Source organism: Streptomyces sp. NPDC029292 (assembly GCF_055569295.1).
Map to the genome: position 1 here is coordinate 272,121 of NZ_JBVHXR010000013.1, position 22,425 is coordinate 294,545.

Genomic DNA, 22,425 nt, shown 5'->3' on the forward strand with positions numbered 1-22,425 from the left:
GTCGGATGCTGCGGTGATCGGCAGCTGCGGCCTCATGCGCCGCATCGGTGCGGGCGGCCTCGACATCGGCTACTGGCTTCACCCTCATTGGACCGGACGGGGTCTGGCCACGATGGCCGCTGCGGCTCTTGTCCGCCAGGGCTTCCAGCTCGCGGGCATCGACCGCATCGAGATCCATCACGATGCCGCCAACCCCGCCAGCGGAGCCGTCGCCCGCCGCTTGGGGTTCTCTGAGGTTGAGCGCATACACGTACCTCAAGGGCCCGTCGCTCCTGGCGAAGTGGGGATTGATGTCGTCTGGCGGATGACGGCAGACCAATGGAAGGCAAGGACAGCTGAGCACGCTCAGCAAACCGGCTGAGCAGGGGTTGTTCGGGGTGTGTTCTGTTGGCGGCCGCCGAGCCGGGACCGTCAGGTGTCAGCCGGCCTTTGCTGTATGGCGCGCTGACGTGCAAGGGCCATGACGCGCGCTTCACCTCGAGCGGTCTATGGAGCAGCTGGTCGGCGCGACCCTAGCGCCCACCCGCTCCTGCCGAGCCCGGGGAGAGCCCCTGTTCCTGGCCACTGCCTACGGAGCAGTGCGTTCGATCTCGATGGCGAGGGCACTGAGGGCTTCCTTCTCGGGGCCGTAAATCGTGCGGATGTTGGCGAGCTGTTCGTCGCGGGTGGCGTTGGGGTTGACCTTGGCTGGTCCTTCGCCGTGCAGGAGTGCCTCGAAGGTCTTGTACTCGGTGACGCGCAGGACATGGACGTCGCAGGTCTCTTCGGTGCCCTTGATGCGGAAGCGGATGATGTCGCCGGTGGTGAGGTCTTCGAGGTGCGGGTACTTCACCCGCACCTCGATGGTCTTGGTGCCCGCGGCCACGAGGTCGAAGTACTTGCGGTAGAGGTTGAGTTCGTGGACGCGGGCGGTGGTGTCGGTCATGGGGCGGGAACGCTCCTGGGTACTGGTGTGGTCATCATGCGGCCGATCTCGGCGGCCTGCCGGTAGCAGGTCTGCAGGTGGAGGAGGGTCTGTTCGGCTGCGGTGGCCTGTTGCTGGTAGTCGCGTTCGGGCGACTTCGGCCCGCGTATGGCGGCCGCGGCCGCGGCAGCGCTTGTCGGCGAAGTGGTCCACCGTCATCAGAAGGCTCGCATCGAAGCAGCGATGGCCTTCCTTCGCGCGGCGATCGACGCTTTGCCGTCAGCCGCACCGCCCACGGAGTGGCGTCCTGCAAGGGCGCAGGGCAGCCCGCGGGCTGCTGACTGGCAGGAAGCGATAGCCGGGGCAACTGGAGTCAGCTTGTGGTTCAGCGTCCGGCATCGAACACGGTTCGTACTTGATCGGCGATTTCGCAGTTCAGTGGACATCAAGGCGGCCTTCGTCTGGCCGTGTGCTCCGCGACAGAGACATGAGATCAGCGCGAAGGCCGTGGTCGTGAGTTTGGTACGTCAGGGCGTCCTGCGGGATGCGTTCGCGGGAGTGTCACGCTCCCGGACGGAGTCGTACGCGTGTCTGACCGCACGGGGCGACGTGACCATTTCATGACGTTTTGTGGAATTGGCGGCGCAGGCATCCAGTGCTGCAGGAGGAGCCCACGGCCGGGCTGCGAGCACCTTCGTCGGGAATGGTTGCAGAGGCTCGCAGTGACATCCATCACGCCGACCTCTCGCATCAACGCGGTTCGGTAGTACATGGCGCCCGGGCGATATAGGCAGACTTGCCGTCTGGAAAGAGACATAAAGCGCACATGGGTCGATGGCGTGCACTCCGCTCGGATCCTTCACGCCGCCCGGCGGGCATATGGGGCCTCCTGACGGAGTGCCAGATTTTGCCGCGCTCCGGTGAGCCGGGTCAGCACACCCGCGCGCTCGATTCAAGGGCGTTGGAGGACTACGAGGCCGGGTAGTAGCGGAGCTCGTTGCCGCTCGCTTACTCAGGTTTAACAATGACGGCCCCAGAAGGCGTCACCGCAGCTCAGGCACAGTGTCCGTGCAGAGCCGACCCCACCGGTGGCGCACCCGCGACGACCGAGCGAGGTCCGTATGAGCAAGCATCGCAGGAAGACGCATCACCGGCGGATAACCATCGCTGCCGTCGTGCTGACCGCGCTGGCGGTACCGTCCGCCGCCATGGCCTGTATGAACGATCAGGACGCCCAGAGCACCCAGAGCGCCGCGTCCGACGGTCAGTGGAACAACTGGAACAACTGGAAGAACTGGAAGAACGCGTCCCTGGAGGAGCGGTGGAAGGGCGGCGACTGGACCTCGCAGTCCCCGGCGCCGGCTTCGCAGGCACCCACCGCGTCCGCTTCGACGGCACCTGCCTCGAAGACGGCCGCTGCACCGACCGCACCTGCCTCGAAGACGGCCGCTAAGCCCAAGGCGCCTGCCTCGACGACAGCTGCTGCGCCCACCGCGCACGCCGCTGCATCCCCGAGCGCCTCCGCCACGGCGGCCCCGGCATCTGGCGCCGTGGCTCGCATCGTGGCCCTGGTCAACAGCGAGCGCAGCAAGGCCGGCTGCTCCCCGGTGACCCTGAACGCGAAGCTCTCGAAGGCTGCCCAGGATCACAGCGCGGACATGGCGAGCCACCAGAACATGTCGCACACGGGCTCCGACGGTTCGGATCCGGGCACGCGGATCACGCGGGCCGGCTACAACTGGAGTGCCTACGGCGAGAACGTCGCGTACGGATACTCCACCCCCGAGCAGGTCATGGCGGGCTGGATGTCCAGCCCCGGCCACAAGCAAAATATCCTGACCTGCAGCTTCAAGGAGATCGGCGTCGGCCTGGCGCAGCCGGGCAGCTACTGGACGCAGGACTTCGGCACGGCCCGCTGACCGCTCGCGTCGGCCGCCGTTCCCATCGCGACGTTCCTGGCCCTGCCGCGAGCAGCGGTCCATTGTGCCGCTGCTAGTCGCCGGGTTCGGCGGTCCATGTGATGTTCGGGGGCTCGACCCGTGCGCACCGGGGGTTGCCACAAGCGTCAGTGAGACCGAGGCGTCCGACCAGCAGGCCCTCACGAGCGGCGGCGGTGAGCACCTCTGCGGGGATGGCGTCGAGCATGAGCTTGGCGCGGCGGAACATCGTGAAGACGCCCGACTCATCGACCGTGCCCCACGACAGGTAGATGAACCGGCGGCCCAGACGGTCCTGCACGTATGGGCCTTTCACATCGATGCCCGTCGGCGAGGCGACCGCGGTGCAATCCAGGGTCCACGTTGCGAACGCGGCGTCGCCGGGCTGTGGGTCGAGGAGTTCGCCCGGACGGTCGCGGCGTTGCACGGCGACGTGGATGTTGCCGTACGCGGGAACATTGCCATCGGCGGGGGCCGGGCAAGTGAGACCGGGCAGGTCGACGGCGTCGATACGGATGCGCATGCTCTCCATCATCCCGTCGTCGTCCATGACTGGTGCATCCAGGTGCTCATGGCCGACTCTCCCGATGCTCTCAGGCCTGCTCGGACTCCTTCGGAAGGGAGCCGACGACGGACCGTCCCAGGGCCTCGGCACGCGCCTGGTCGACGGTCTTGCCGGTGCAGCAGGTGTCGTTCGGCCTCATTTCAGGCAGTGTGGCGGCTGGTGAAGAAGTTAAGGGAGCGGGCGACCTCGGAAAGATCGACAAGTACCGGCAGGACCGGCACCACCTCAGCTGCTCTGGCAAGACGCCCACTGCCCAGGCCGGGCCGACATCGAAGGCCGCAACGGCAGAGCCAAGAGGCAAGAGCCACGGCATCGACATCGCCGCCCCCCGGAAACGGCTCGTACACGGCCGCGCAGCTCGGCCCATCCTCCTCGCCTTGATGATCTTCAGCATCAACCTCGGCATCCTGCTCACCTGGGAGCAGACCACAGCGCAGGCATCTGCCGTAATCGAGTCCGAAGAGACCACCGAGTTGAACGGCCTCGCACCCCTGCCAGCCGCTGCGACCGGGTTACCTCCACCCACCCGCGCACCGATCAGCCCCAACACCTGACACCCCAACACGACACCGCGAGCACCCGCATGCCCGACGGCGGCGCCTGCGTGTCTTCGCACCCGAAATACCCTCGACCTCAAGGCAAAAGCCACAGGGGAGCCACGCGCTGACCAGTTCCCAGGGGCGGAGCCGGACTGTGCGAGGACTGAGCCTGAGCGAAAGCAATGAGGTCCCTCAACTCATCTACGCTCGTCGCGTTGCCGCTGCTCGTCTCCCCGGCCCACGAGCCGGGCCATCCGCTGGCGCAGCGTCGTCCACGCGTCTGTCCCCGCAGGCTGGACCACCGCGGTTCCCCCGGCTGCCGACGCAATGGTAGTGATACAGCCGTCGTGTCTTGGCCGGAGCATGAGGATGCCGGCCCGGGCGTCCTTTTCCTCAACTGTTCTGGCGATCAAGGGAATTGGGGCGCTACCGTAAAGTCGGAATGGCGAGGCGACGGCAACGGGGGCCGTCGAGCAAGCTGCCAACCCAACCGACTGCCCGAGGAGTTGCCTCGGGGGCTGTAGGCGCGGTTTCGAGCGTCCCTTGGGGGAAGTGCGCCCGGCGAAAATGAGTCCTGACGCTAGGTCTCAGCAGGCCATCGCAAGGTGGTCGAGCTGAGGCTGCCTGCCCCGCCGATGGTCGACCACCCTTACCGAAGGGTTCGACCAGTGCGTTTCTCCCTCTCCGCCACTCGGGCGCTGCTAGTGGTCCTGGCGTTCGTCTCATCAGTGCTCGCCGGTGTTGTGGCGGGCGTTCTCTCCTACGCGAACGGCGCCCTTGTGCCGGGTGCCGTGCTGTACGGCGGTGGAGCGCTCGTGGCGTGGATGACGCTGAGCCTCATGGTCATGGGTGCTCTTGGCTGGCTCGACGGCGCAGACTCTGGAACCTCGTCGATCTCACGCCAGAACGTAGGTAACTGAGGCGCGCAGGTTGCTGCCGTTGCGCCTGTCTGGAGTGCGCGGAGGCGAGACCAGACCACCTGGTGCGGATCAAGCGGCGCGGCACGGGGGCCGCGGCGCTACCCGTTCTCGAACTGGTCTCTTAGGGGCGCAGTACAGCGGCGCCGGCGCGCAGGAGCGCGGATACAGGTGGTCCCACCCATCGGGTGAGGTCGCGTGCCAAGGCGGGGTCGAGCTCGATGGTCACTCGGATGTATCGGGTGTGCAGTTGAGTGACTTTGGCGTGACGGGGTGCGGTGACGTCCGGTCCGCGCTGCAATGCGGCTCGGTAGGTGTCCTTGCGCTGATTCACACTTTGTCCTGACGCTTGATGAGCTCTTCTGCGAGGTCCATGTACGCCGAGCCTTTGACCTTGATCGGGCTGCCGAATGACTGGGCGTACAAGTCGAGCCGTGGAATATGGGTGGACAACACGTCGAAGCCCCGCTCGGTGAGAGCTTCGCGGGCGTCGGCATCGGGACCGGTGCGCGTGGCGTCGGGACGATTTGTGCGGTTCAGCAGGACAGTGGCGCGGGCCGGCTGGGCGCGCAAGGACTGTACGTCGCCCATCTCGCCGCCGATGGGTGCCATGCGATCCAGCTCGATGGGGGCTGGGGTCACCGGCACGATCCACTCGCTGGCATACCGCATGATGCTCCGGGCGATGTGGGCGTGGTCCTCCATCTGCGGGGCGTCGAACACGACGGCCTGCCGGTTGCCGAGGAAGTCGTTCACGCGCCGGTGCACGTCGCCGACCGGTAGGGCGACCACAGGAAACGGGAAGCCACCTGCCAATTCGCTCCAACGCAGCGCGGAGGAGGCGGGGTCACTGTCCACCAGCAGCGGTGAGATGCCCGACTCGTGGAGTGCGTGAGCCAACCAGACTGCGCTGGTCGTCTTTCCCACTCCGGGTTTCAGGTTCACAAAGGCACAGCTCATCGACACAAGAGTCGACGCTAATGGTCGCGAGCGGCTGGCTGCCGTCGGCGCGAGGCACAAAGTCTCATCGTTCACCCTGCGGCGCCGGTGAATCATTCGTATGGACTAATACGGAAGTCGCCAGGCCACGAGCGGGCGTTGCGTGGCGGCGGGCACAGCTCGAGTACCCAGTCCATTGTGTCGTACAGCCGCAGTACGTTGCCGTCGCCGGCGGCTGGGTTGACCAGAGTACCGACTCGTTCTTCGGGCCGGCGTGCGAGGTCTTCGGCGACGACACCGTCGCCGCCGCGCTGACCGACCGCCTCGTTCACCGTGCCGAAGTCATCTCGCGCAAGGGCGACAGCTACCGGAGAGGCTCGTGAACCGCCTTCAGGACCCATTAGATGATCTCCACGCCCGGACGCGAGGTCAGCCGTGCTGCCAGCGGCCCCGCCTCACGTGTCGGCAGCACGTCGACCACGCGATGGGTTTCCCCGCAGGTCAAGACGGTGGAGTAGCTCTGGCCCTGGCGGATCGCGAAGTCGTCAACGCCCAGCACACGCGGCGTACTTGGGTGCGGGTCCGGCAGAGCCATGACCCTGCGCAGCAAGGTCATCCTCCCCGCATGGAGGCCCAGCTGAGTGGCCAGCCGGGCGCTGGCCCGGCCGGCGAGAGCGAGCCCAACGCGCTCCAGGATGCGGTCGAGCCGCGTGGTGAAGCGCGCGTACGGGGAAGTCAGCTCAGGAAACGGCTCGGCGAAGGTGCGGCGCGGGCAGTTGTCCGCGCCGCAGATGAAACGCCGGACCATCAGATGGATCACGACGCTCTGCCCGCCCAGCGGCAGATCCTTAAGCCTGCGCTGGTAGGAGTCGTGCACCCGGCCGGAGAAGCGGCCGCAGTCCGGACATGCTGCGTCAGCCGCCCGGCCTCTCGCCATAACATCGACCGTGCCGAAGGCGGCGGTCACCGCCTCGACATCCACGTCGTCGATCCCGGCGAACACGATGGAGTCCCAGAACGGTAGGTCGGCCTGCATGACCAGCACCGTCACCGGCCGCTATGGCCCCTGGCGGAGCCAGACGCAGACCTGATGGAGCGTCATTCTCGTTTGCGCGGCGGTGGAGCGTGCGCGGTCTCACGCAAGCCGAATCCTCGCAATCGAACACCATGGTGACGCTCTGCGACCGCTCCCCAAGTTCTGTGCCAGAACCCAAAACTCATCGACTTCGATCTCTCACCCAACCGCTCAGTGCCTCCCGAGGACCGCCCGGTCTCACTCAACCGAGTCGTTTTCTCAACGAACCGAGTCGTTTCGGCTTCTGTACCGGCGAACCTAGGCGCGCGGCTGAGTGCGCGGTGCGGCGGAGGCTGGGCGCATAGCGGTGACGAGTACGGGCAGCGCGAGGGTGAGGGCTATGCCGCGAAGTGCGCCCGCGATCGGGTACGGCGCGCGCAGCCCGAACTGGTGAGCGAGGAAACCGCCGGTCAGTGCGCCCAGTGGGATGAGGCCCCAGCCCAGCATTCGATAGACGCTGTTGACCCGGCCCAGTAGCTCTGCCGGCACGATCTGCTGCCGCAGGCTCACGGTCACGATGTTCCAGATCGCGGTGACGAACCCGTTCAGTGCAAGCAGTCCGCCGAGCACGATCGCGTCCGGGCTGATCCCAATTCCGGCAAAGATGATGACGTTTGCGGCGAGCGCCGCCAACAGCGCGGGCACCGCGCCGACTCGTGTGACGACCCGGGTATTGAGGAGGCCGCCGAGCACGCTGCCGACGGCGGCTCCGGCGAGTAGCAAGCCGTAGCCGCGTGCACTCAGGTGCAGGGTTTGCGTCGCAAGCAGCACGAGAGTCACGTTCCCCAGCTGGAAGCAGAAGGTGTTGACGCCCAGCAACAGTGCGAGGGTGCGCAGTAGGCGGTGGGCGGTGAGCCGGCGCAAGCCCTCCGCGATGGCCGTGCGGATCGGTGGATGCTCGACATGCCTAGGTGGGCGTCGCGGCAGGGTCGCGAGCAGCGCTGCGGACAGGGCGAAAGAGCCGACGTCCAGGCCGAACGGCAGTGCGGCACTGACCGCAAACAGCAGGCTTCCCAGGGGCGGTCCGAGGAATAGCTGGCCGATTGTGGTGACGGTGTACTGGTTGCCGTTCGCCTTGTGCAGGAGTGGTGTCGGAACGATGTCTGGAATGATCGCCTGCGATGCGTTGGCGAAGACCACTTCGCAGGCGCCGAGCCCGAACGCCATGACGGCGAGGACCGGGATGCTGACCTGGCCGAGCCCCGCCAGAACTGCGATAACGCCGACGACGATGGCCTGGATCGCCTGCGAGCGCCACATCAGCGAGACTCGGTCGTGACGGTCGACCACGGCGCCGGCCGGCAAAGACAGCAGCAGCCACGGCAGGTAAGTGGCGGCCGAGACGATCGAAATCAGCCGCGAATCACGGGTGATTGTCACCGCCAGCAGTGGGACGGCGGCGGCGAACGCGCCGTCGCCGATGTTGTCGACAGCCGCCGCCCACCACAGCCGCCGATAGGCGGCGGACAGGCGGGGTCGAGCGATCCTCTCGGTCACGGTGGAGATCGTCCGGTACCAAGGGCGGTCCGGACACCAGTTAGCCTGCCGCTACATGATCAATGAATGCCGGTGACCGTGATTCTCAGCCTCTCCGAGCTGGCCAGCACCCGGTTCGCGATCTCGCCACTGTCGGAAACCATCTCCGGCCTGCAGCAGCTCGGCGACCGTGGGCGACGGGACAGCAACCTGCGCTGGATGCGGTGGGCGTCGGACGAACTGACCGTCCGGCCCCGCCAGCTGCCGCGCGTGTGGCCGCTGATCGTCAACGACCGGCCGAGCTGGCCCCAGTTTCTCCTCCCGGCCCCGACGGGCATGTGGACCACGATCGACGACGGCCTCGCCGCGATGCGGCGCACCACCGCACGCCAGGTCCGCACCAGCCTGAAGCGGGTGTTCGGCGACGATCTCCCGGACAGCGCGGCCGAACTCGCGGCCCGCCCCGCCGCTGGGCTACGCGCGATCGCTGCCGAGCTGCGCGAGGCACACGATCGCCTCATCAAGCCGCACTGGGCACGTATTCGAGCCGTCCTCGACGCAGATATCGCCTACCGAGCAAAGCAATTGGCCGCCGGCGGCGCCGAGCGGCTGTTCGCCGACCTGCATCCGAACCTGCACTGGCACGACGGACGGCTGACCCTCGAACATGACCACCGCGATCGCATGATCAGTATGGGCCCTGGCGGACTGGTGCTGCTGCCCCTCGTGTTGGGCCCGGCGAACGTCACGATCAAGGGCCACACGACGACGCAGACGACTGTGCGTTACCCGGCACGCGGCGTCGGCACGCTCTGGACCGCCGGGACCCGCCCGGCACGTGGCAGCACGATCCGCCTACTCGGCCGGCATCGCGCTGAACTGCTCGAGGCGCTGCGATCACCCGCGACCACTACCGACCTCGCACGCGCGCTGGACGTCACGCCGAGTGCGGTCTCACAACACCTCGGCATCCTGCGCGAGAGCGGCCTCGTCACCGGCGAGCGGATCGGGCGCACCGTGCTCTACGTAACCACCGAACGCGGCCTGGACTTGCTGGATTCGAGTTCCTGACCTCACTGGCGGCCGTCGGCCACGCTACTGACGCGGCGCAGCGAATTCGGGGAAGCGGGGAACGTTTCGGCTCGTTCTCGCCTCCTGGCACGCCGAAGCGGGTCCGCAGGAGATCCGCCGAAGGCGAGAGGGTGTTTCCCATGGCATCGAGCACGACCTCGGACAGGACCGTTGCCCGCAGACCGCTCCCGTACGCCGAAGGGGCGGAGCACCGATGGCTGGAGGTGCGCGGCACCCGGTTGCATGTCGCCGAGTACGGAACCGGCGCGCCGATCCTGCTGCTGCACGGCTTTCCGCAGCACTGGTTCGCCTGGCACCGGGTCGCTGTCCTGTCGGCCGCCGGACACCGGCTGATCTGCCCGGACCTGCGGGGCTTCGGCTGGTCGGGGCAGACCCGGCGCGGCTACGACATCGATGGCTTGTCCGACGACATGCTCGCGCTGCTCGACGCCCTTGGACTCGAGCGGGTGGGCCTGGTCGGACACGACTGGGGTGCCCACGTGGGCTTCCGGCTGTGCCTGCGGGCACCGGAGCGGTTCAGCGGCTACCTGGCGCTCAACATGGCGCACCCGTGGGCCCGGCAGCGGGCGATCCTGCCGAACCTGTGGCGACAGTGGTACACCGCCTTCATCGAGTATCCGGTGATCGGCCGGGCCGTGCTGCGCCGCTGTCCGGCGTTCACCCGCTTCCTGCTCCGTCATCAGGTGGCCGACCCGTCCGTCTGGCAGGCCGACGAACTCGCCGAGTACACCGCCGCGGCCCGCGTCGGCGCGCACGCCGGGCAGGCCATGTTCTGGCAGTACGTCGTCCGGGAGATACCGGCGCTGCTGCGCGGCACGTGGCGCGGGCACCGGCTGACGGTCCCGACCGTGCTGCTGGGTGGCGAGCGGGACAACGTGTTTCCCCCGTCCACGCTGGCCGGAGGCGAGGGCCACGCGGACGACCTCACAGTGCACATCGTGCCCGGCACCGGCCACTTCCTGCCCCGGGAAGCCCCACAAGTGGTGGCCGAGGCGATGAGAGAGCTGTTCGGGACGGGCCGGAACCGCTAACGCGCGGCCGCCCGCAGCGCGATCTTTCGGACGAATGCGTGCCCTCGGCGGGCCCCGAGCAGCTGGCCGTATACCAACTGGACCGGTCGCAGGACGGCGGGACGCGCCGCGCCGAGCACCGCGAAGCGTGTGCCGTCGCCCTCCGGGGCGGCGGCCATGCCACCCACCACGAGTCGCGACTGCATCAGGCACCAGCCGGGAGCCAGCCGCACCTCGAAAGCGCCGCGGACACCCAGCGGTCCCACCGCCAGGGCACGCTTGCGATCGGCGTCACCCGACAGGACGCGGAACTCACGCAGGAAGGGCACGAGGTGCGGCAGCTCACCCGCCAAATCCTCGGCGACCGCCCACACCTTGTCGTACGGCAGGTCCAGTCGCTCCTCCGCGTACATCGCGGTGCGCAGTCCCGCGGCCATCACTCGCAATCGAGCCACAGAGTCAACGCTCATCGCTGCCACGCCTTCCGGAACGACGAACGGGCGCGATGCAGCCGGGACTTGACCGTACCTGGCGCGATACCCAGCACTTTGGCGGCACTTCGTTCATCAAGCCCTTCCATCTCGCGCAGTACGAGCACCGCGCGGTGATGCACCGGCATCCGCGCAAGCACGTCCCGTACCTGTGCTGACAGCTCGCCGTCGCCATGACGGCCGAGACCGCGCAGGCGGGCGACGTCGTCAGGGTCGACGGCTCGCTCGACGGCGGTGCGCCGCGCCACCCGCACGGCCTCGCGCACGGTGACCGTACGCGCCCAGCCGTAGAACGCCTGCGGATCGCGCAGCCCCCGCACCCCCAGGAAGATCGCCACCAGCGCCTCTTGAACCGCGTCCTCGCAGTCCGACACCGCGATCGGCCGGCACAGCCGGGTCACGTACGGCGTCACCAAGGTCAGCAATTCGTCCATCGCCAGCGCATCCCCGGTCCGTGCGGCCCGTACCAGCGCGGCCGCGGCATGCCATGGCCGCTGTTCTTCTCCCCCTGAACCGTCCATCGCCGCGGACACTACCGCCCCGGCCCCACCCGGTGATCGTCCGCAGGTGTCTGGACCGCGTTCGTCTGCGGTCGCGCTGCTATCCCTTCCGGCCGTATGTCGGCTGACCCCAGGTTCGAAACAGTCGAACCGGACCAGATCAACTGAGACGACAACCAGCATCCACGCATGCGAGACCAGAGCAATTGAGATGTTCGTCGGCCTGGCATCTCAGATGTTGCGGTCGCCGCAGGTCACAGCCCCAGCCGCGAACCAGATCATTTGCGACGGGACACCAACCGAGGTACTGGTCACCACGGCGGCGCACGGTGCGTGCGGGATGGTGGTGAGGCTCAGTGCCCGCCGTGGCGCGGGCTCGTGCCCGGCCTCCGGCGCCGCCGAGCGTCCGGCAGGTCACCGGCTGGCTCACCCGCCGCCCCTCCACGCTCACCGAGGACGAACACCAGCAGCTCAAGGCGGTGCTGAACGGCTGCCCCGAACTGGCCACCGCGCACCAACTGGTCCGCGACTTCGGCGACATGCTCACCCAGCAGACTGGCGTCCTGCTGCCGCCTGGATCGAGGACGCCGTCGAGGCGAACCTGCTAGCCAACCGGGGTCCTACAACCGTTCTGGCAGCACGTCAGACGGTATCTCCGCATCCTTGGCCTTGTCCCCCGCCAGGAGCTGGTCGGCGTAGCCGGCCTCGGTCCACACCAGCTTCTTGAACTGTTCTGGGGTGAGGACTCCCTGCCATGGGGTGCCGCCCGGGCAGAACACCGAGGCGCAGCCGGAGCAGTAGCGCGCCGGCCGCCACAGGCGCTCCGCACGCGGGGCCCCGGCCTCGGCGGCCCTCTTCTCGCGCCCGTCGCCGCGCACGACCGCGAAGATCCCGGCGAAGCAGACCAGAGCGAGCAGCACACCGCCGATCGTGTACAGCGGCTTGTCCTGGTGGACGCCCGTGTACGCGAGGGCGATGCCGATACCGGTCAGCACCATGCCCTCCGCGAAGTGCATGCATCCGTCGCCGGTCTTGTCCGGTCCGGGCGCCAGCCGGCCGTACAGGTCGTCGCGCATCGCGCCCTTACCGCTGCGCGCCTGTTCAACCGTCCGCACCTCGGCACCGCCGCACCCCGGACACACCACCCCAACCGGCCCTCCGGCCGCCTCAGTTTCCATGCTGATCAGCCTATCGATGCCCTGAATGCAGAGTCGCAGCCAGCCGCCCCCCGCTGTGACCGGTAGGGAGATTTCGTGTCTCGCTCGGTAGGACCCCCAGTGACGGCTCCCCGTGATTGCTGCCAGAGCCGTTCGGCGGCCCCGGCGCGACGAGCTCGAGCGGCCCCAATGGGCGGGTCGCGCGGATGCATTGAGGAGTGGTGACGGGGCGAACTGGCCCCGCCCCGGGGCCGAGCAGGTGCTGCAGGCCGTCCGGGATTGTCTCCCCAGTCCACTCGGCGATGGTCCAGCAGCTCTTACGCGGCAGGCCTGAGAGCAGCCCGAGCACCAACGGTTTTTGACCATGTTGCGTACGGTCAGGTCCTCGATCACGAGCGTTTGGTTTTCACGCACGAGACGAGTGGTCAGCTTGTGGAGACCGTCACGCCTGCGTCGGTGATCCGGGCATGGATGCGGGCGACCTTGCGCCGGGCCTTGGCCCGGTTGGTACCGTCGCCCTTGGCCTTGCGGGACAGTTCCCGCTGAGCCTTCGCAAGACGGGCACGGTCGGCACGTTCGTGCTTCGGGTTGGTGATCTTCTCCCCGGTGGAGAGGGTCACCAGGTGATTCAGGCCCGCGTCGATCCCAACCGCCGCATTCGTGGTGGTCAGCGGTTGCACGCTCGGGTCGTCGCACAGCATCGAGACAAACCAGCGTCCCGCCGCGTCCTGAGACACGGTCACCGTCGACGGGCTCGCGCCTTCGGGCAGGGGCCGGGACCACACGATCGCCAAGGGCTCGGCCATCCTCGCGAGCCGCAGCTCACCGTCCCGGAAGCGGAACGCGCTGGTCGTGTACTCCGCACTCTTGCGGGACTTCTTCCGGCTCTTGAAGCGCGGGTACTTGGCCCGCTTGCCGAAGAAATGGGTGAACGCCACCTGCAAATGCCGAAGCGCCTGCTGCAGCGGGACCGAGGAAACCTCGTTGAGGTAGGCCAGTTCCTCGGTCTTCTTCCACGCCGTCAGCATCGAAGAGGTGGCGTTGTAGTTGACCCGCTCCTGCCGCGCCCATGCCTCGGTACGGGCCGTGAGCGCCAAGTTGTAAACCTTCCGCACACACCCGAACGTGCGCGACAGCTCAGCCGCCTGCGCATGGGTTGGATAGAAGCGGTACTTGAACGCCCGCTTCACCTGCGTGGTCACAACTCACAACCTAACGCATCAACGAGTAGCCCTCTGCGGACAGTTGGCGCTAAACGGGGATCCGCCCGGGTGGCGAATCCCCGTTCCTTGCCCTGCCCCGCAGGAGCCCGTTTCCTCTCCGCCTAAAGGGCGGTGTATCCACGGAGGAATTCCGATGAACGACAGGCGCCGCCTGCGGGATACACATTCCGGGCTGAACCCTCATTGCGTCGGTATGACGATTACAGTGGTCGGGTGCCTCAACTTCGCCTCGCCATGAATCAGATCGACTCGACCGTAGGTGACCTCTCCGGGAACGCCGAGTCGATCGTGCGCTGGACCCGGCATGCAGCCGAACAGGGAGCCCACCTGGTGGCGTTCCCCGAGATGGCGTTGACCGGGTTTCCCCTGGAGGACCTCGCGCTGCGGGCCTCCTTCGTGGATGCCAGCCGCGCCGCGCTGGACGCGCTCGCGGGGCGGCTGGCCGATGAGGGGTTCGGGGAGCTGCCGGTGGTCGTCGGCTACGTCGACCGTAGCGAGGCGCGGCCCCGCTACGGGCAGCCCGCCGGCGCGCCGCAGAACGCCGCCGCTGTTCTGCACCGGGGCGAGGTCGTGCTGCGGCTCGCGAAGCAGTATCTGCAGAACTATGGCGTCTTCGACGAGGTCCGGTACTTCGTACCGGGCGACACGCTGCCCGTGGTTCGGGTGCGCGGCGTCGATGTCGCACTCGCGATCTGCGAGGACCTGTGGCAGGACGGCGGCCGGGCGCCGGCCGCCCGGGCCGCCGGAGCAGGTCTGCTGCTCTCCATCAACGGCTCGCCGTACGAGCTCAACAAGCACGACGAGCGCCTGGAAGTGGTCCGCAAGCGGGCCCAGGAGGCTGGTTGCACGCTGGCCTACCTGACGATGACGGGAGGCCAGGACGAACTGGTCTTCGACGGCGACTCCATCGTGGTGTCGGCGCAGGGGGAAGTCATCGCCCGGGCACGGCAGTTCGAGGAGGGCTGCGTGCTGGTCGACCTGGAACTCCCGGCCGCCGCCGAGGAACCGCCGACCGGTGCGCTTGCCGACGGGCTGGTGGTCGACCACCGCACGATCTCGGCCGAGCCGCTGCCGCCGTACGAGGTCCAGGTGCCCAACGGGCACGCGGCACGCCTCGGGGACGACGAGGAGATGTACACGGCGCTGGTCGTGGGCCTGCGAGGGTACGTCGCCAAGAACGGCTTCCGCAGCGTGCTGATCGGGCTCTCCGGCGGCATCGACTCGGCCCTGGTCGCCGCCATCGCCTGCGACGCGGTGGGGGCGGCCAACGTTCACGGGGTGGCCATGCCGTCCGCGTACTCCTCGGAGCACTCGGTCGCCGACGCGGCGGAACTGGCCCGGCGCACCGGGCTGAACTTCCGGACCGTACCGATCGCGCCGATGTTCGACGCGTACATGGGGGCGCTGGGGCTGACCGGTCTGGCCGAGGAGAACCTGCAGTCACGGCTGCGCGGGACGGTGCTCATGTCGCTGTCCAACGAGGAGGGGCACATCGTGCTGGCGCCCGGCAACAAGAGCGAGCTGGCGGTGGGTTACTCCACGCTGTACGGCGACTCGGTGGGCGCCTACGCGCCGATCAAGGACGTCTATAAGACGTCGGTCTTCGCCCTGGCCCGTTGGCGCAACCGCGCCGCACTGGAGCGCGGTCACACCCCGCCGATCCCGGAGAACTCCATCAGCAAGCCGCCCAGCGCCGAGCTGCGGCCGGGGCAGGTCGACACCGACTCCCTGCCGGACTACACCGTGCTGGACCAGATCCTGTCGCTCTACGTCGACAGCGACCAGGGGCGCGACGTGATCGTGGCGGCGGGCTTCGACGCGGAACTGGTGACGCGGGTACTGCGGATGGTCGACGCGGCGGAGTACAAGCGGCGGCAGTACCCGCCGGGCACGAAGATCTCGCCAAAGGTCTTCGGCAAGGACCGCCGCCTCCCGATCACCAACCGCTGGCGCGAGTCCGCCTGACACAGGGCCGATTGGGTAGCGGCCTCGGCCCCGGTGATCCGGTACAAGCCGATCACCGGGGCCCTTTCGTCAGCTTCGACCATGGGGATCCATGCCGCCCTTCCTACCGAGCCCCAGTCTCTATGCCGCAAGGCATCAAAGAGGGGGCTGCGGGCCATGCGTCAGTGGGACAGACGAAGAGCGCCGACGTCCACCAGCCGATCGGCCAGCGCAGCGAGGTCCTTGCTCAGCGGGCTGGGCTCCAAGGCTTCGGCCACCGTTTGGAACTGCGCGCCGACAGCCATGACATCGAGCCCCGGGATCTCTTCTGCTTTGTCCCAGTTCGGCTGGGGCGTTGGCGGTGTGGGCAGTATCGGGACGACGATCACCTGTCCGCCTGGCAAGACGACCACCAGACGGTCCGGCTGAATCGGCACCAACTCGCCCACCCGGAGCGCACCCCGAGGCTGCCTCGGTAGCGCTTTCCCTGCCCAGCATGAGTAAGGATCACCTGGCCGATCATTGCTGCCGCTGCGACGTCTGCTCCGGCGCCTTCTGGGGTGCGGTCATGTCGAGCAGGAGCATGGCGTCGTGGTGGGGGGTGCCGGGTTCGGCCACGTAGACGCCGAGGCGCTGTCCTGGGGTGCCTTCGAGCGGCATGCTCTGGCCGCTGAGAGCGAGCGTGCCGACGTGGGGGTGGTGGAAGGTCTTGGAGATGTTCTTGCGGCCGGTGACGTCGTAGCGTTCCCACAGCTTGGCGAAGTCGGGGCTCTTGAGGAGGAGTTCGCCGACGAGGCCGGTGAGGTCGGGGGCGTCGGGGTCGGTGCCGGCCTGGGCGCGCAGCCGGGCAACGCAGCCGCGGACCTGGTTCTCCCAGTCGGGGAACAGCTCGGGCGCGGTGGGGTGAAGGAAGAGGTAGCGGGCGAGGTTGCGCTGCTTGGCCGGCCAGTCGGCCAGGCCCGCGTACAGGGCGAGGCCGCCGGGGTTCCAGGCCAGGAGGTCCATGCTGCGGCTGACGATGTAGGCCGGGTTCGGTCGCATCGTCTCCAGCAGCAGCTTCAGGTGCGGGCGGACGGTGCGGCTGGGCGGGGGCGGCGGCTCAGGGGCATAGTGCGCCGCGCGGGCGGCCAGCTCGCGCAGATGCTGGTGCTCGGCGTCGTCGAGGTGAAGGGCGCGGGCGAGGGCGTCGAGGACGGAGGGGCTGGGCCGGGTCTCCTTGCCACGTTCCATGCGGACGTAGTAGTCGATGCTGATGCCGGCGAGCGTGGCCAGTTCTTCGCGGCGCAGGCCCGGGGTGCGGCGCAGGCCGGCGCCGACGGTGAGGCCGACCTGGGCGGGGCTGGTCTGGGTGCGGCGCGCGCGCAGGAACCGGCCCAGCTCCATACCGCGGCCGCTGCTCGTGCTCTGCTCGGATGCCATGCCTCCAGCATCACACCGCGTTGACCTGCGCGGCAGTCGTGAGGGGGGCCCTGTCGTTACCCCCGAACGCTGTTCCCCGGCACAGCTCGGCCTGCCACCTTTCTCCGCAGCGCGCGAGGGTGGATGCCGTAAGACGCCGCCCCCTTCCTGCTGGAGATCGTTCTTCCTTGGCTACCCTGCCCGCACCCACCCAGGCCGTCGCAGACGATCCGTCCGCACGGCGCCAGTCCGGTTCGCGTCCGGCGCTGCTTGCCGTGCTGCTCGGGTTCTTCGTCCTCATGCTGGACGCGATGGTGGTGAACGTCGCGCTGCCCTCGATCGGCGAGGGGTTCGGCGGCGGGATGACCGGGCTGCAGTGGGTGGTCGACGGCTACACCCTTGCTTTCGCCGCGTTCCTGTTGTCTGCGGGCGCGGTGAGCGACCGGGTCGGCGCCCGTCAGGCGTTCGGCGCGGGTCTTGCGCTGTTCGTCGCGGCCTCCGTGGCCTGCGGCCTGGCGCCGAACCTGGGCGTGCTGGTCGCGGCACGGCTGGTGCAGGGGGCGGGCGCCGCGCTGATGGTGCCCTCCTCCCTGGCTTTGCTGCGCGAGGCGTTCCCGGATCCGGGCCGGCGGGCGCGGGCGATCGCCCTGTGGGGTGTGAGCGGCTCGGTGGGATCTGCCGCCGGGCCGGTGGCCGGCGGGCTGCTGACTCTCATCGACTGGCGGATGATGTTCTTTGTCAATCTGCCCGTGGGCGCGGTGGCCCTGCTCCTGCTCGCTCGCGCCCCCCGCTCGATGAAGCGGGAGGTCCCCTTCGACGTGATCGGTCAGGTGACGGCGGTTGCTGCGATGGGCGCCCTCACCTATGCGGCCATCGAGGCCGGGGCCGACGGATTCGGCACCCGCCGGGTTCTGATCGCGCCGGCCGTGGCCGTCGTCGCTGTCGCCGTCTATGTGACGTCGCAGGCCCGCGGGCAGCATCCGATGACGCCTCTGCCGCTGCTGCGCGCTCGCACCATGTCGCTCTCGGCCATCATCGGCTTCGCACTGAACGTCGGCTTCTACGGAATGATCTTCCTGTTCAGCCTGTACTTGCAGCAGATACGCGGACTGAGCGCCCTCGCGACCGGTCTGGCGTTTTTGCCGATGGCTCTGCTCACGGCTGTGACCGGCCCCGTCTCGGCCCGGCTGATGAACCGCTTAGGCGCCAAAGTTCCCGTGATCGCCGGGCAGATCCTCATGATCGCCGGCCTGCTGCTGATGTCGGCCACCCCCGCCTCGGCCCCCACGTGGCTGCTGACGGTCCTGATGGTGCCCATCGGCGCGGGCGGCGCACTGGCCGTGATGGCTCTGACAGCACTCCTGCTGGAGAGCGTGCCTGCAGAGCGCGCCGGCACCGCCGGCGGCGTGCTCAACACCTCGCGCCAGCTCGGCGGAGCCCTGGCCGTGGCCGTCTTCGGCGCCCTGGTCGCCGGCCGGACCAGTTTCGTCTCCGGGCTGCACACCAGCCTGCTGCTCGCCGCAGCGTCGGTCGCGGCGAGCGTCGCCGCCGGCCTGCTGCTACGGCCCGCCCGACAGGCGTGACCGGTCACGCCGTGTGTCACGGGTAAGCGATGGGCCCCCGGACGCACAGTGAACACGGCAAATGAATAAAGAACGGAGAAAGCTCGTGAAACACATCAAGCTGGGCAATCTGGAGGTCTCCCGGATCGGTCTGGGTGCGATGGGCATGTCCCACGCCTACGGCGGCGCGGGGACGGACGACGCGGAATCGGTCCGCACCATTCACCGGGCCCTGGAGCTGGGCGTCACCTTCATCGACACCGCCGAGGTCTACGGTCCCTACACCAACGAGGAACTCGTCGGCCGCGCCCTGAAGGGCCGTCGCGACCAGGTTGTGGTGGCCACGAAATTCGGGTTCATCTCCCACACCGGCCGCGATACCGGGCAGCTCGACAGCAGCCCGGCCAGCATCCGCACTGCCGTCGACGGATCCCTGAAGCGCCTCGGCACCGACTACATCGACCTGTTCTACCAGCACCGCGTCGACCCGTACACGCCGATCGAGGAGACCGTCGGCGCGCTGGCCGAGCTGGTCGACCAGGGCAAGGTCCGCGCGATCGGTCTCTCGGAGGCCGGACCCGAGACGATCCGCCGCGCCCACACCGTCCACCCCGTCGCCGCCGTGCAGTCGGAGTACTCGCTGTGGACCCGCGACCCCGAGGCGCGAGTGCTGCCAGTGCTGCGGGAGCTGAACATCGGCTTCGTCCCGTACTCGCCGCTGGGCCACGGCTTCCTCACCGGCAAGATCCGCTCCACCGACGACTTCGAGGACAGCGACTGGCGCAAGAACAACCCGCGCTTCACCGGCGAGAACTTCCAGCGCAACCTGCGCCTCGCCGACGAGGTCCAGGCCGTCGCCGCCGAAGCCGGCGCCACCCCGGCGCAGGTCGCCCTGGCGTGGCTGCTGACCCGGGGCGACAACATCGCCCCCATCCCCGGCACCCGGCGGGTCTCCCGCCTGGAGGAGAACACCGCCGCCGACGCCGTTCAGCTGACCGCCGAGCAGATCGACACGCTGAACAACCTCACCCCGGCCGCCGGCGACACCCACGACGAAGCCGGCATGCGCCTGCTCGAACGCTGACCCCCACACGCCCACCCCGGCACACACCCTCACCCCGCACGAAAAGGAAGCACCATGCAGAACGTCACCCTCAACAACGGCGTCGAGATGCCCATCCTCGGCTTCGGCGTCTACCAGATCCCCCCGGAGCAGACCGAGCAGGCCGTCACCGATGCCCTCGCCGCAGGCTACCGATCGCTGGATACCGCATCCGCCTACCAGAACGAGGAAGCCGTCGGCCGCGCCATCAAGAACAGCGGCATCCCGCGCGAGGAACTCTTCATCACGACCAAGCTCTGGGTGCAGCACGCGGGCGACGAGGAGAACACCAAGCGCGCCTTCGAGACGTCCCTGCGCAAGCTCGGCCTGGACCACCTCGACCTGTACCTGATGCACCAGCCCTTCGGCGACGTGTACAGCCAGTGGCGCGCCATGCAGGACCTGCACCGCGAGGGCCGCATCAAGGCGATCGGCGTCTCGAACTTCTACCCCGACCGGCTCGTCGATCTCATCGACAACAACGACATCACGCCCGCGGTGAACCAGGTCGAGACCCATCCGTTCTTCCAGCGCACGGCCGAGCAGGACCTCATGCGCGAGCGCGGTGTCCAGATCGAGTCGTGGGGACCCTTCGCCGAGGGCAAGAACAACCTCTTCACCCACCCGGTCCTGAGCGCGATCGCAGAGGCGCACGGCAAGTCCGTGGCACAGGTCGTGCTCCGCTGGCTCATCCAGCGCGACGTCGTCGTGATCCCCAAGTCGGTCCGCGCCGACCGGATGGCGGAGAACTTCGACGTCTTCGACTTCCAGCTCAGCGACGACCAGATGGCGTCCATCGCCGCCCTGGACACCGGTGCCTCACTGTTCTTCGACCACCGCGACCCTGCCATGGTCAGCCGGCTCGGCCAGTTCCGCCTCAACGACTGACCGCACGACTCGGGTGTCCCCACCCTTCCGGGGCCGGGACACCCGTGTCGGCCACGAGGCCGCCGAAGTCGACCGCAGGCCCGTCAGCCACCTCACCGACGAAGGCTTCCGCATGACCAAGACGACAACGAGCGACAGTGGCGCCCCCGCCACGCTGGGGCGACGCTCGCTCCTGCGCGGCACCCTCATGGGAGGAGCGGCCGTGATGGCCAGTGCCCCGATAACTGGCTGCTCGGCATCCGCGCCGCAACAGACCGCGCCCGAATCCGCGGGCCGACCCGCTGCGTCCGCCGCCGCGCGGGGGAAAGCCATCCTGCTGGCATACTTCTCCCGGGCCGGCGAGAACTACTACAACGGCGGGCGCCGCAACCTAACGGTCGGGAACACCGAGGTGCTGGCGCGGCTGATCAGCGAGCGCATCGAATGCGACGTGCACCGTATCCAGCCCGTCGACCCCTACCCTGACGACTACGACGAGACAGTCGCACGCAACGTTCGTGAACAAGACGCCGACGCTCGGCCGGCCATCGCCAACCCCCTGCGCTCGATCGACCGCTACGACACAGTCCTGCTGGGCAGCCCGATCTGGAACGTCAGAGCACCCATGATCATGTCGACGTTCACCGAGGACCTTGACTTCGACGGGAAGACCGTCCACCCCCTCACGACGTATGCCATGAGCGGACTGGGTACCGCTGAACGCGACTACGCCGCCTCCTGCACTGGCGCGACCATCGGCGACGGCCTCGCGGTGCGCGGCGAGGAAGTCAGCGACGCCGATGCCGAGATCGAGGCGTGGCTGCGGCGCACCGGCCTTCTCGCTGCCTGAGCACCGACTCTGGAACGAACGCCTACGTAACACGTCACGCTCGTGATGCGCCGCGCCGCTGCTGCTTATCGAAGGCGGGCACCCCAGAACCCGTACGCCCAGCTGCGATGGTGGCGACGTAGGCGTACGGGTTCTCCTTTGCCGTGCCTATTCCGCCAGGGCTGAGGCGCAGCCCTCGCCGGCGTGGCGCTCGCCTTCAGTCCCGGCGTCGTCGAAGTACACGTCGACGGCTGAAAGCGATCAAGCGGCAGGTCTACGGCTGTGGATCCTTTCGCTTCTTCCACACCCGCGGCCTGCTGTGAGCGTGAGCGTCACGAAATTCGGCCCAGACCGCTGAATCAGAAGGTCGGCCGACAGCCGGCGGGGGAGGGCCGCTACGGTCTGGAGAGTTCACGAGAAGGACAGGTTGGACGACCAGTCATCCGGCTCTCCACTCGGCAGCGAAGGCATGAAACGCGGCCTCTGCCGCTGTCACCCGCCGTCATCGCCCCGAGAAGGGGGCACGACCGGCCGCGCCGGGCCACGTGTACTTCCCGGGCGCGCAGGGTGAAGGCTTTTCGAGCCGCGGGTCGGCATGGCGTCGACTTGCGAATTCAGCGGATTCTTGCGAGGAGCCCCGGGGCTTCAGCCCCGGGAGGAATCGCATCTTGAGGTGAGCGACGCGGAGTGTCGCGGTGTCGTGACCGGCGGAGCCAGCGAGAAGGTTCGGCGCGGAGCGGCGGGAGTGCTGGGTCCGGCGGAGCCGCACTGGTGACTCAGCCGGGGCGCTTCTGGTTCTCGATGTACTCCTTGATGGCCTTGAGTGGGGCTCCTCCGGCGGAGGCGGCGAAGTAGGACGGGGACCAGAAGTGGTCGCCCCAGAGGTAGCGGCGGATGT

Annotated in this window: 24 protein-coding genes and 1 pseudogene; 13 read left to right on the plus strand and 12 right to left on the minus strand. The window is 68.2% G+C overall.

Features of this window, described 5'->3' with window-relative positions:
- Positions 1-34: 34 nt before the first annotated feature.
- Positions 35-361, plus strand: a complete 327-nt coding sequence (locus ACZ4WS_RS27765) for a GNAT family N-acetyltransferase (RefSeq protein WP_467984524.1) — start codon at positions 35-37, stop codon at positions 359-361.
- Positions 362-568: 207 nt separating this feature from the next.
- Here ACZ4WS_RS27765 and ACZ4WS_RS27770 read toward each other — a convergent pair whose 3' ends face one another.
- A complete protein-coding gene (locus ACZ4WS_RS27770) occupies positions 569-925 on the minus strand; it encodes an ASCH domain-containing protein (protein WP_467984462.1) in 357 nt (118 codons plus the stop codon).
- Positions 926-2,025: 1,100 nt separating this feature from the next.
- Here ACZ4WS_RS27770 and ACZ4WS_RS27775 point away from each other — a divergent pair.
- Positions 2,026-2,823, plus strand: a complete 798-nt coding sequence (locus ACZ4WS_RS27775) for a CAP domain-containing protein (protein WP_467984465.1) — start codon at positions 2,026-2,028, stop codon at positions 2,821-2,823.
- 73 nt (positions 2,824-2,896) lie between these two features.
- On the opposite strand, the gene ACZ4WS_RS27780 is transcribed toward ACZ4WS_RS27775, so the two are convergent.
- The gene (locus ACZ4WS_RS27780) at positions 2,897-3,376 is read right to left on the minus strand and encodes a DUF5990 family protein (RefSeq protein ID WP_467984526.1); all 480 of its coding nucleotides are present in this window, start codon (positions 3,374-3,376) and stop codon (positions 2,897-2,899) included.
- Positions 3,377-3,519: 143 nt separating this feature from the next.
- Between ACZ4WS_RS27780 and ACZ4WS_RS27785 the strand changes: the two genes are divergently transcribed.
- Entirely contained in the window at positions 3,520-3,960 is a 441-nt protein-coding gene (locus ACZ4WS_RS27785) for a hypothetical protein (protein WP_467984466.1), read from the plus strand.
- A 653-nt stretch (positions 3,961-4,613) separates the two neighbouring features.
- The gene (locus ACZ4WS_RS27790) at positions 4,614-4,865 is read left to right on the plus strand and encodes a hypothetical protein (protein ID WP_467984468.1); all 252 of its coding nucleotides are present in this window, start codon (positions 4,614-4,616) and stop codon (positions 4,863-4,865) included.
- Between the two features lie 327 nt (positions 4,866-5,192).
- Here the strand turns inward: ACZ4WS_RS27790 and ACZ4WS_RS27795 are convergent, their stop codons facing one another.
- A complete protein-coding gene (locus ACZ4WS_RS27795; protein ID WP_467984470.1) occupies positions 5,193-5,807 on the minus strand; it encodes a nucleotide-binding protein in 615 nt (204 codons plus the stop codon).
- A 35-nt stretch (positions 5,808-5,842) separates the two neighbouring features.
- On the opposite strand from ACZ4WS_RS27795, the gene ACZ4WS_RS27800 reads away from it, so the two are divergent.
- Positions 5,843-6,184: an ATP-binding protein gene (locus tag ACZ4WS_RS27800; protein ID WP_467984472.1), complete on the plus strand. Its 342-nt coding sequence runs from the start codon at positions 5,843-5,845 to the stop codon at positions 6,182-6,184.
- 17 nt (positions 6,185-6,201) lie between these two features.
- On the opposite strand, the gene ACZ4WS_RS27805 is transcribed toward ACZ4WS_RS27800, so the two are convergent.
- Positions 6,202-6,852: a transposase family protein gene (locus ACZ4WS_RS27805; protein ID WP_467984473.1), complete on the minus strand. Its 651-nt coding sequence runs from the start codon at positions 6,850-6,852 to the stop codon at positions 6,202-6,204.
- Positions 6,853-7,134: 282 nt separating this feature from the next.
- Positions 7,135-8,373: an MFS transporter gene (locus ACZ4WS_RS27810; protein ID WP_467984475.1), complete on the minus strand. Its 1,239-nt coding sequence runs from the start codon at positions 8,371-8,373 to the stop codon at positions 7,135-7,137.
- Positions 8,374-8,439: 66 nt separating this feature from the next.
- Here ACZ4WS_RS27810 and ACZ4WS_RS27815 point away from each other — a divergent pair, with 66 nt between their 5' ends.
- Positions 8,440-9,423 carry an ArsR/SmtB family transcription factor gene (locus ACZ4WS_RS27815; protein WP_467984477.1) on the plus strand — a complete coding sequence of 328 codons (984 nt, stop codon included), beginning with the start codon at positions 8,440-8,442 and terminating at the stop codon, positions 9,421-9,423.
- 140 nt (positions 9,424-9,563) lie between these two features.
- Complete coding sequence (locus tag ACZ4WS_RS27820) at positions 9,564-10,475, plus strand: alpha/beta fold hydrolase (protein ID WP_467984478.1); 912 nt, start codon at positions 9,564-9,566, stop codon at positions 10,473-10,475.
- Here the strand turns inward: ACZ4WS_RS27820 and ACZ4WS_RS27825 are convergent.
- Both ACZ4WS_RS27825 and ACZ4WS_RS27830 read right to left on the minus strand, forming a co-directional pair.
- Positions 10,472-10,924 (minus strand): hypothetical protein, encoded by a 453-nt coding sequence (locus ACZ4WS_RS27825; RefSeq protein ID WP_467984479.1) that lies wholly within the window; start codon positions 10,922-10,924, stop codon positions 10,472-10,474. The genes ACZ4WS_RS27820 and ACZ4WS_RS27825 overlap by 4 nt on opposite strands.
- Positions 10,921-11,478 (minus strand): RNA polymerase sigma factor, encoded by a 558-nt coding sequence (locus ACZ4WS_RS27830; protein WP_467984481.1) that lies wholly within the window; start codon positions 11,476-11,478, stop codon positions 10,921-10,923. Before ACZ4WS_RS27830 ends, ACZ4WS_RS27825 begins: the two co-directional genes overlap by 4 nt.
- Positions 11,479-11,810: 332 nt before the next feature.
- On the opposite strand from ACZ4WS_RS27830, the gene ACZ4WS_RS27835 reads away from it, so the two are divergent.
- Positions 11,811-12,053 (plus strand): hypothetical protein, encoded by a 243-nt coding sequence (locus ACZ4WS_RS27835; RefSeq protein WP_467984482.1) that lies wholly within the window; start codon positions 11,811-11,813, stop codon positions 12,051-12,053.
- Between the two features lie 12 nt (positions 12,054-12,065).
- Here the strand turns inward: ACZ4WS_RS27835 and ACZ4WS_RS27840 are convergent, their stop codons facing one another.
- Both ACZ4WS_RS27840 and ACZ4WS_RS27845 read right to left on the minus strand, forming a co-directional pair.
- Positions 12,066-12,623: a hypothetical protein gene (locus ACZ4WS_RS27840; protein ID WP_467984528.1), complete on the minus strand. Its 558-nt coding sequence runs from the start codon at positions 12,621-12,623 to the stop codon at positions 12,066-12,068.
- A gap of 333 nt (positions 12,624-12,956) precedes the next feature.
- Positions 12,957-13,804 (minus strand): annotated as a pseudogene (locus ACZ4WS_RS27845) (RNA-guided endonuclease InsQ/TnpB family protein); the annotation flags it as partial.
- A gap of 234 nt (positions 13,805-14,038) precedes the next feature.
- On the opposite strand from ACZ4WS_RS27845, the gene ACZ4WS_RS27850 reads away from it, so the two are divergent.
- Positions 14,039-15,790 carry an NAD+ synthase gene (locus tag ACZ4WS_RS27850; protein WP_467984484.1) on the plus strand — a complete coding sequence of 584 codons (1,752 nt, stop codon included), beginning with the start codon at positions 14,039-14,041 and terminating at the stop codon, positions 15,788-15,790.
- 161 nt (positions 15,791-15,951) lie between these two features.
- On the opposite strand, the gene ACZ4WS_RS27855 is transcribed toward ACZ4WS_RS27850, so the two are convergent.
- Both ACZ4WS_RS27855 and ACZ4WS_RS27860 read right to left on the minus strand, forming a co-directional pair.
- On the minus strand, positions 15,952-16,218 hold the full coding sequence (locus ACZ4WS_RS27855; RefSeq protein WP_467984486.1) for a hypothetical protein: 267 nt from the start codon (positions 16,216-16,218) through the stop codon (positions 15,952-15,954).
- Between the two features lie 70 nt (positions 16,219-16,288).
- Positions 16,289-17,188 (minus strand): helix-turn-helix transcriptional regulator, encoded by a 900-nt coding sequence (locus tag ACZ4WS_RS27860; protein WP_467984488.1) that lies wholly within the window; start codon positions 17,186-17,188, stop codon positions 16,289-16,291.
- Between the two features lie 176 nt (positions 17,189-17,364).
- Here ACZ4WS_RS27860 and ACZ4WS_RS27865 point away from each other — a divergent pair, with 176 nt between their 5' ends.
- From ACZ4WS_RS27865 to ACZ4WS_RS27880, 4 genes are all read left to right on the plus strand, one after another.
- Entirely contained in the window at positions 17,365-18,750 is a 1,386-nt protein-coding gene (locus ACZ4WS_RS27865; protein WP_467984530.1) for an MFS transporter, read from the plus strand.
- Between the two features lie 85 nt (positions 18,751-18,835).
- Positions 18,836-19,813: an aldo/keto reductase gene (locus tag ACZ4WS_RS27870; RefSeq protein WP_467984489.1), complete on the plus strand. Its 978-nt coding sequence runs from the start codon at positions 18,836-18,838 to the stop codon at positions 19,811-19,813.
- Positions 19,814-19,867: 54 nt separating this feature from the next.
- Positions 19,868-20,719 (plus strand): aldo/keto reductase, encoded by an 852-nt coding sequence (locus tag ACZ4WS_RS27875; RefSeq protein ID WP_467984490.1) that lies wholly within the window; start codon positions 19,868-19,870, stop codon positions 20,717-20,719.
- 112 nt (positions 20,720-20,831) lie between these two features.
- Positions 20,832-21,548, plus strand: coding sequence for a flavodoxin (locus ACZ4WS_RS27880; protein ID WP_467984492.1), 717 nt, complete (start codon positions 20,832-20,834; stop codon positions 21,546-21,548).
- Positions 21,549-22,303: 755 nt separating this feature from the next.
- Here ACZ4WS_RS27880 and ACZ4WS_RS27885 read toward each other — a convergent pair.
- A partial coding sequence (locus ACZ4WS_RS27885) for a transposase (protein ID WP_467984532.1) occupies positions 22,304-22,425 on the minus strand: 122 nt, incomplete at its 5' end.

What these genes read in the sequence shown, in the direction of transcription:
- ACZ4WS_RS27765 (WP_467984524.1), top strand. Translation starts at nt 35, where the DNA reads ATGCGCCGCATCGGTGCGGGCGGCCTCGACATCGGCTACTGGCTTCAC.
- ACZ4WS_RS27825 (WP_467984479.1), bottom strand. Translation starts at nt 10,924, where the DNA reads ATGAGCGTTGACTCTGTGGCTCGATTGCGAGTGATGGCCGCGGGACTG.
- ACZ4WS_RS27860 (WP_467984488.1), bottom strand. Translation starts at nt 17,188, where the DNA reads ATGGCATCCGAGCAGAGCACGAGCAGCGGCCGCGGTATGGAGCTGGGC.
- ACZ4WS_RS27840 (WP_467984528.1), bottom strand. Translation starts at nt 12,623, where the DNA reads ATGGAAACTGAGGCGGCCGGAGGGCCGGTTGGGGTGGTGTGTCCGGGG.
- ACZ4WS_RS27880 (WP_467984492.1), top strand. Translation starts at nt 20,832, where the DNA reads ATGACCAAGACGACAACGAGCGACAGTGGCGCCCCCGCCACGCTGGGG.
- ACZ4WS_RS27815 (WP_467984477.1), top strand. Translation starts at nt 8,440, where the DNA reads ATGCCGGTGACCGTGATTCTCAGCCTCTCCGAGCTGGCCAGCACCCGG.
- ACZ4WS_RS27770 (WP_467984462.1), bottom strand. Translation starts at nt 925, where the DNA reads ATGACCGACACCACCGCCCGCGTCCACGAACTCAACCTCTACCGCAAG.
- ACZ4WS_RS27875 (WP_467984490.1), top strand. Translation starts at nt 19,868, where the DNA reads ATGCAGAACGTCACCCTCAACAACGGCGTCGAGATGCCCATCCTCGGC.
- ACZ4WS_RS27780 (WP_467984526.1), bottom strand. Translation starts at nt 3,376, where the DNA reads ATGATGGAGAGCATGCGCATCCGTATCGACGCCGTCGACCTGCCCGGT.
- ACZ4WS_RS27775 (WP_467984465.1), top strand. Translation starts at nt 2,026, where the DNA reads ATGAGCAAGCATCGCAGGAAGACGCATCACCGGCGGATAACCATCGCT.
- ACZ4WS_RS27800 (WP_467984472.1), top strand. Translation starts at nt 5,843, where the DNA reads ATGGTCGCGAGCGGCTGGCTGCCGTCGGCGCGAGGCACAAAGTCTCAT.
- ACZ4WS_RS27820 (WP_467984478.1), top strand. Translation starts at nt 9,564, where the DNA reads ATGGCATCGAGCACGACCTCGGACAGGACCGTTGCCCGCAGACCGCTC.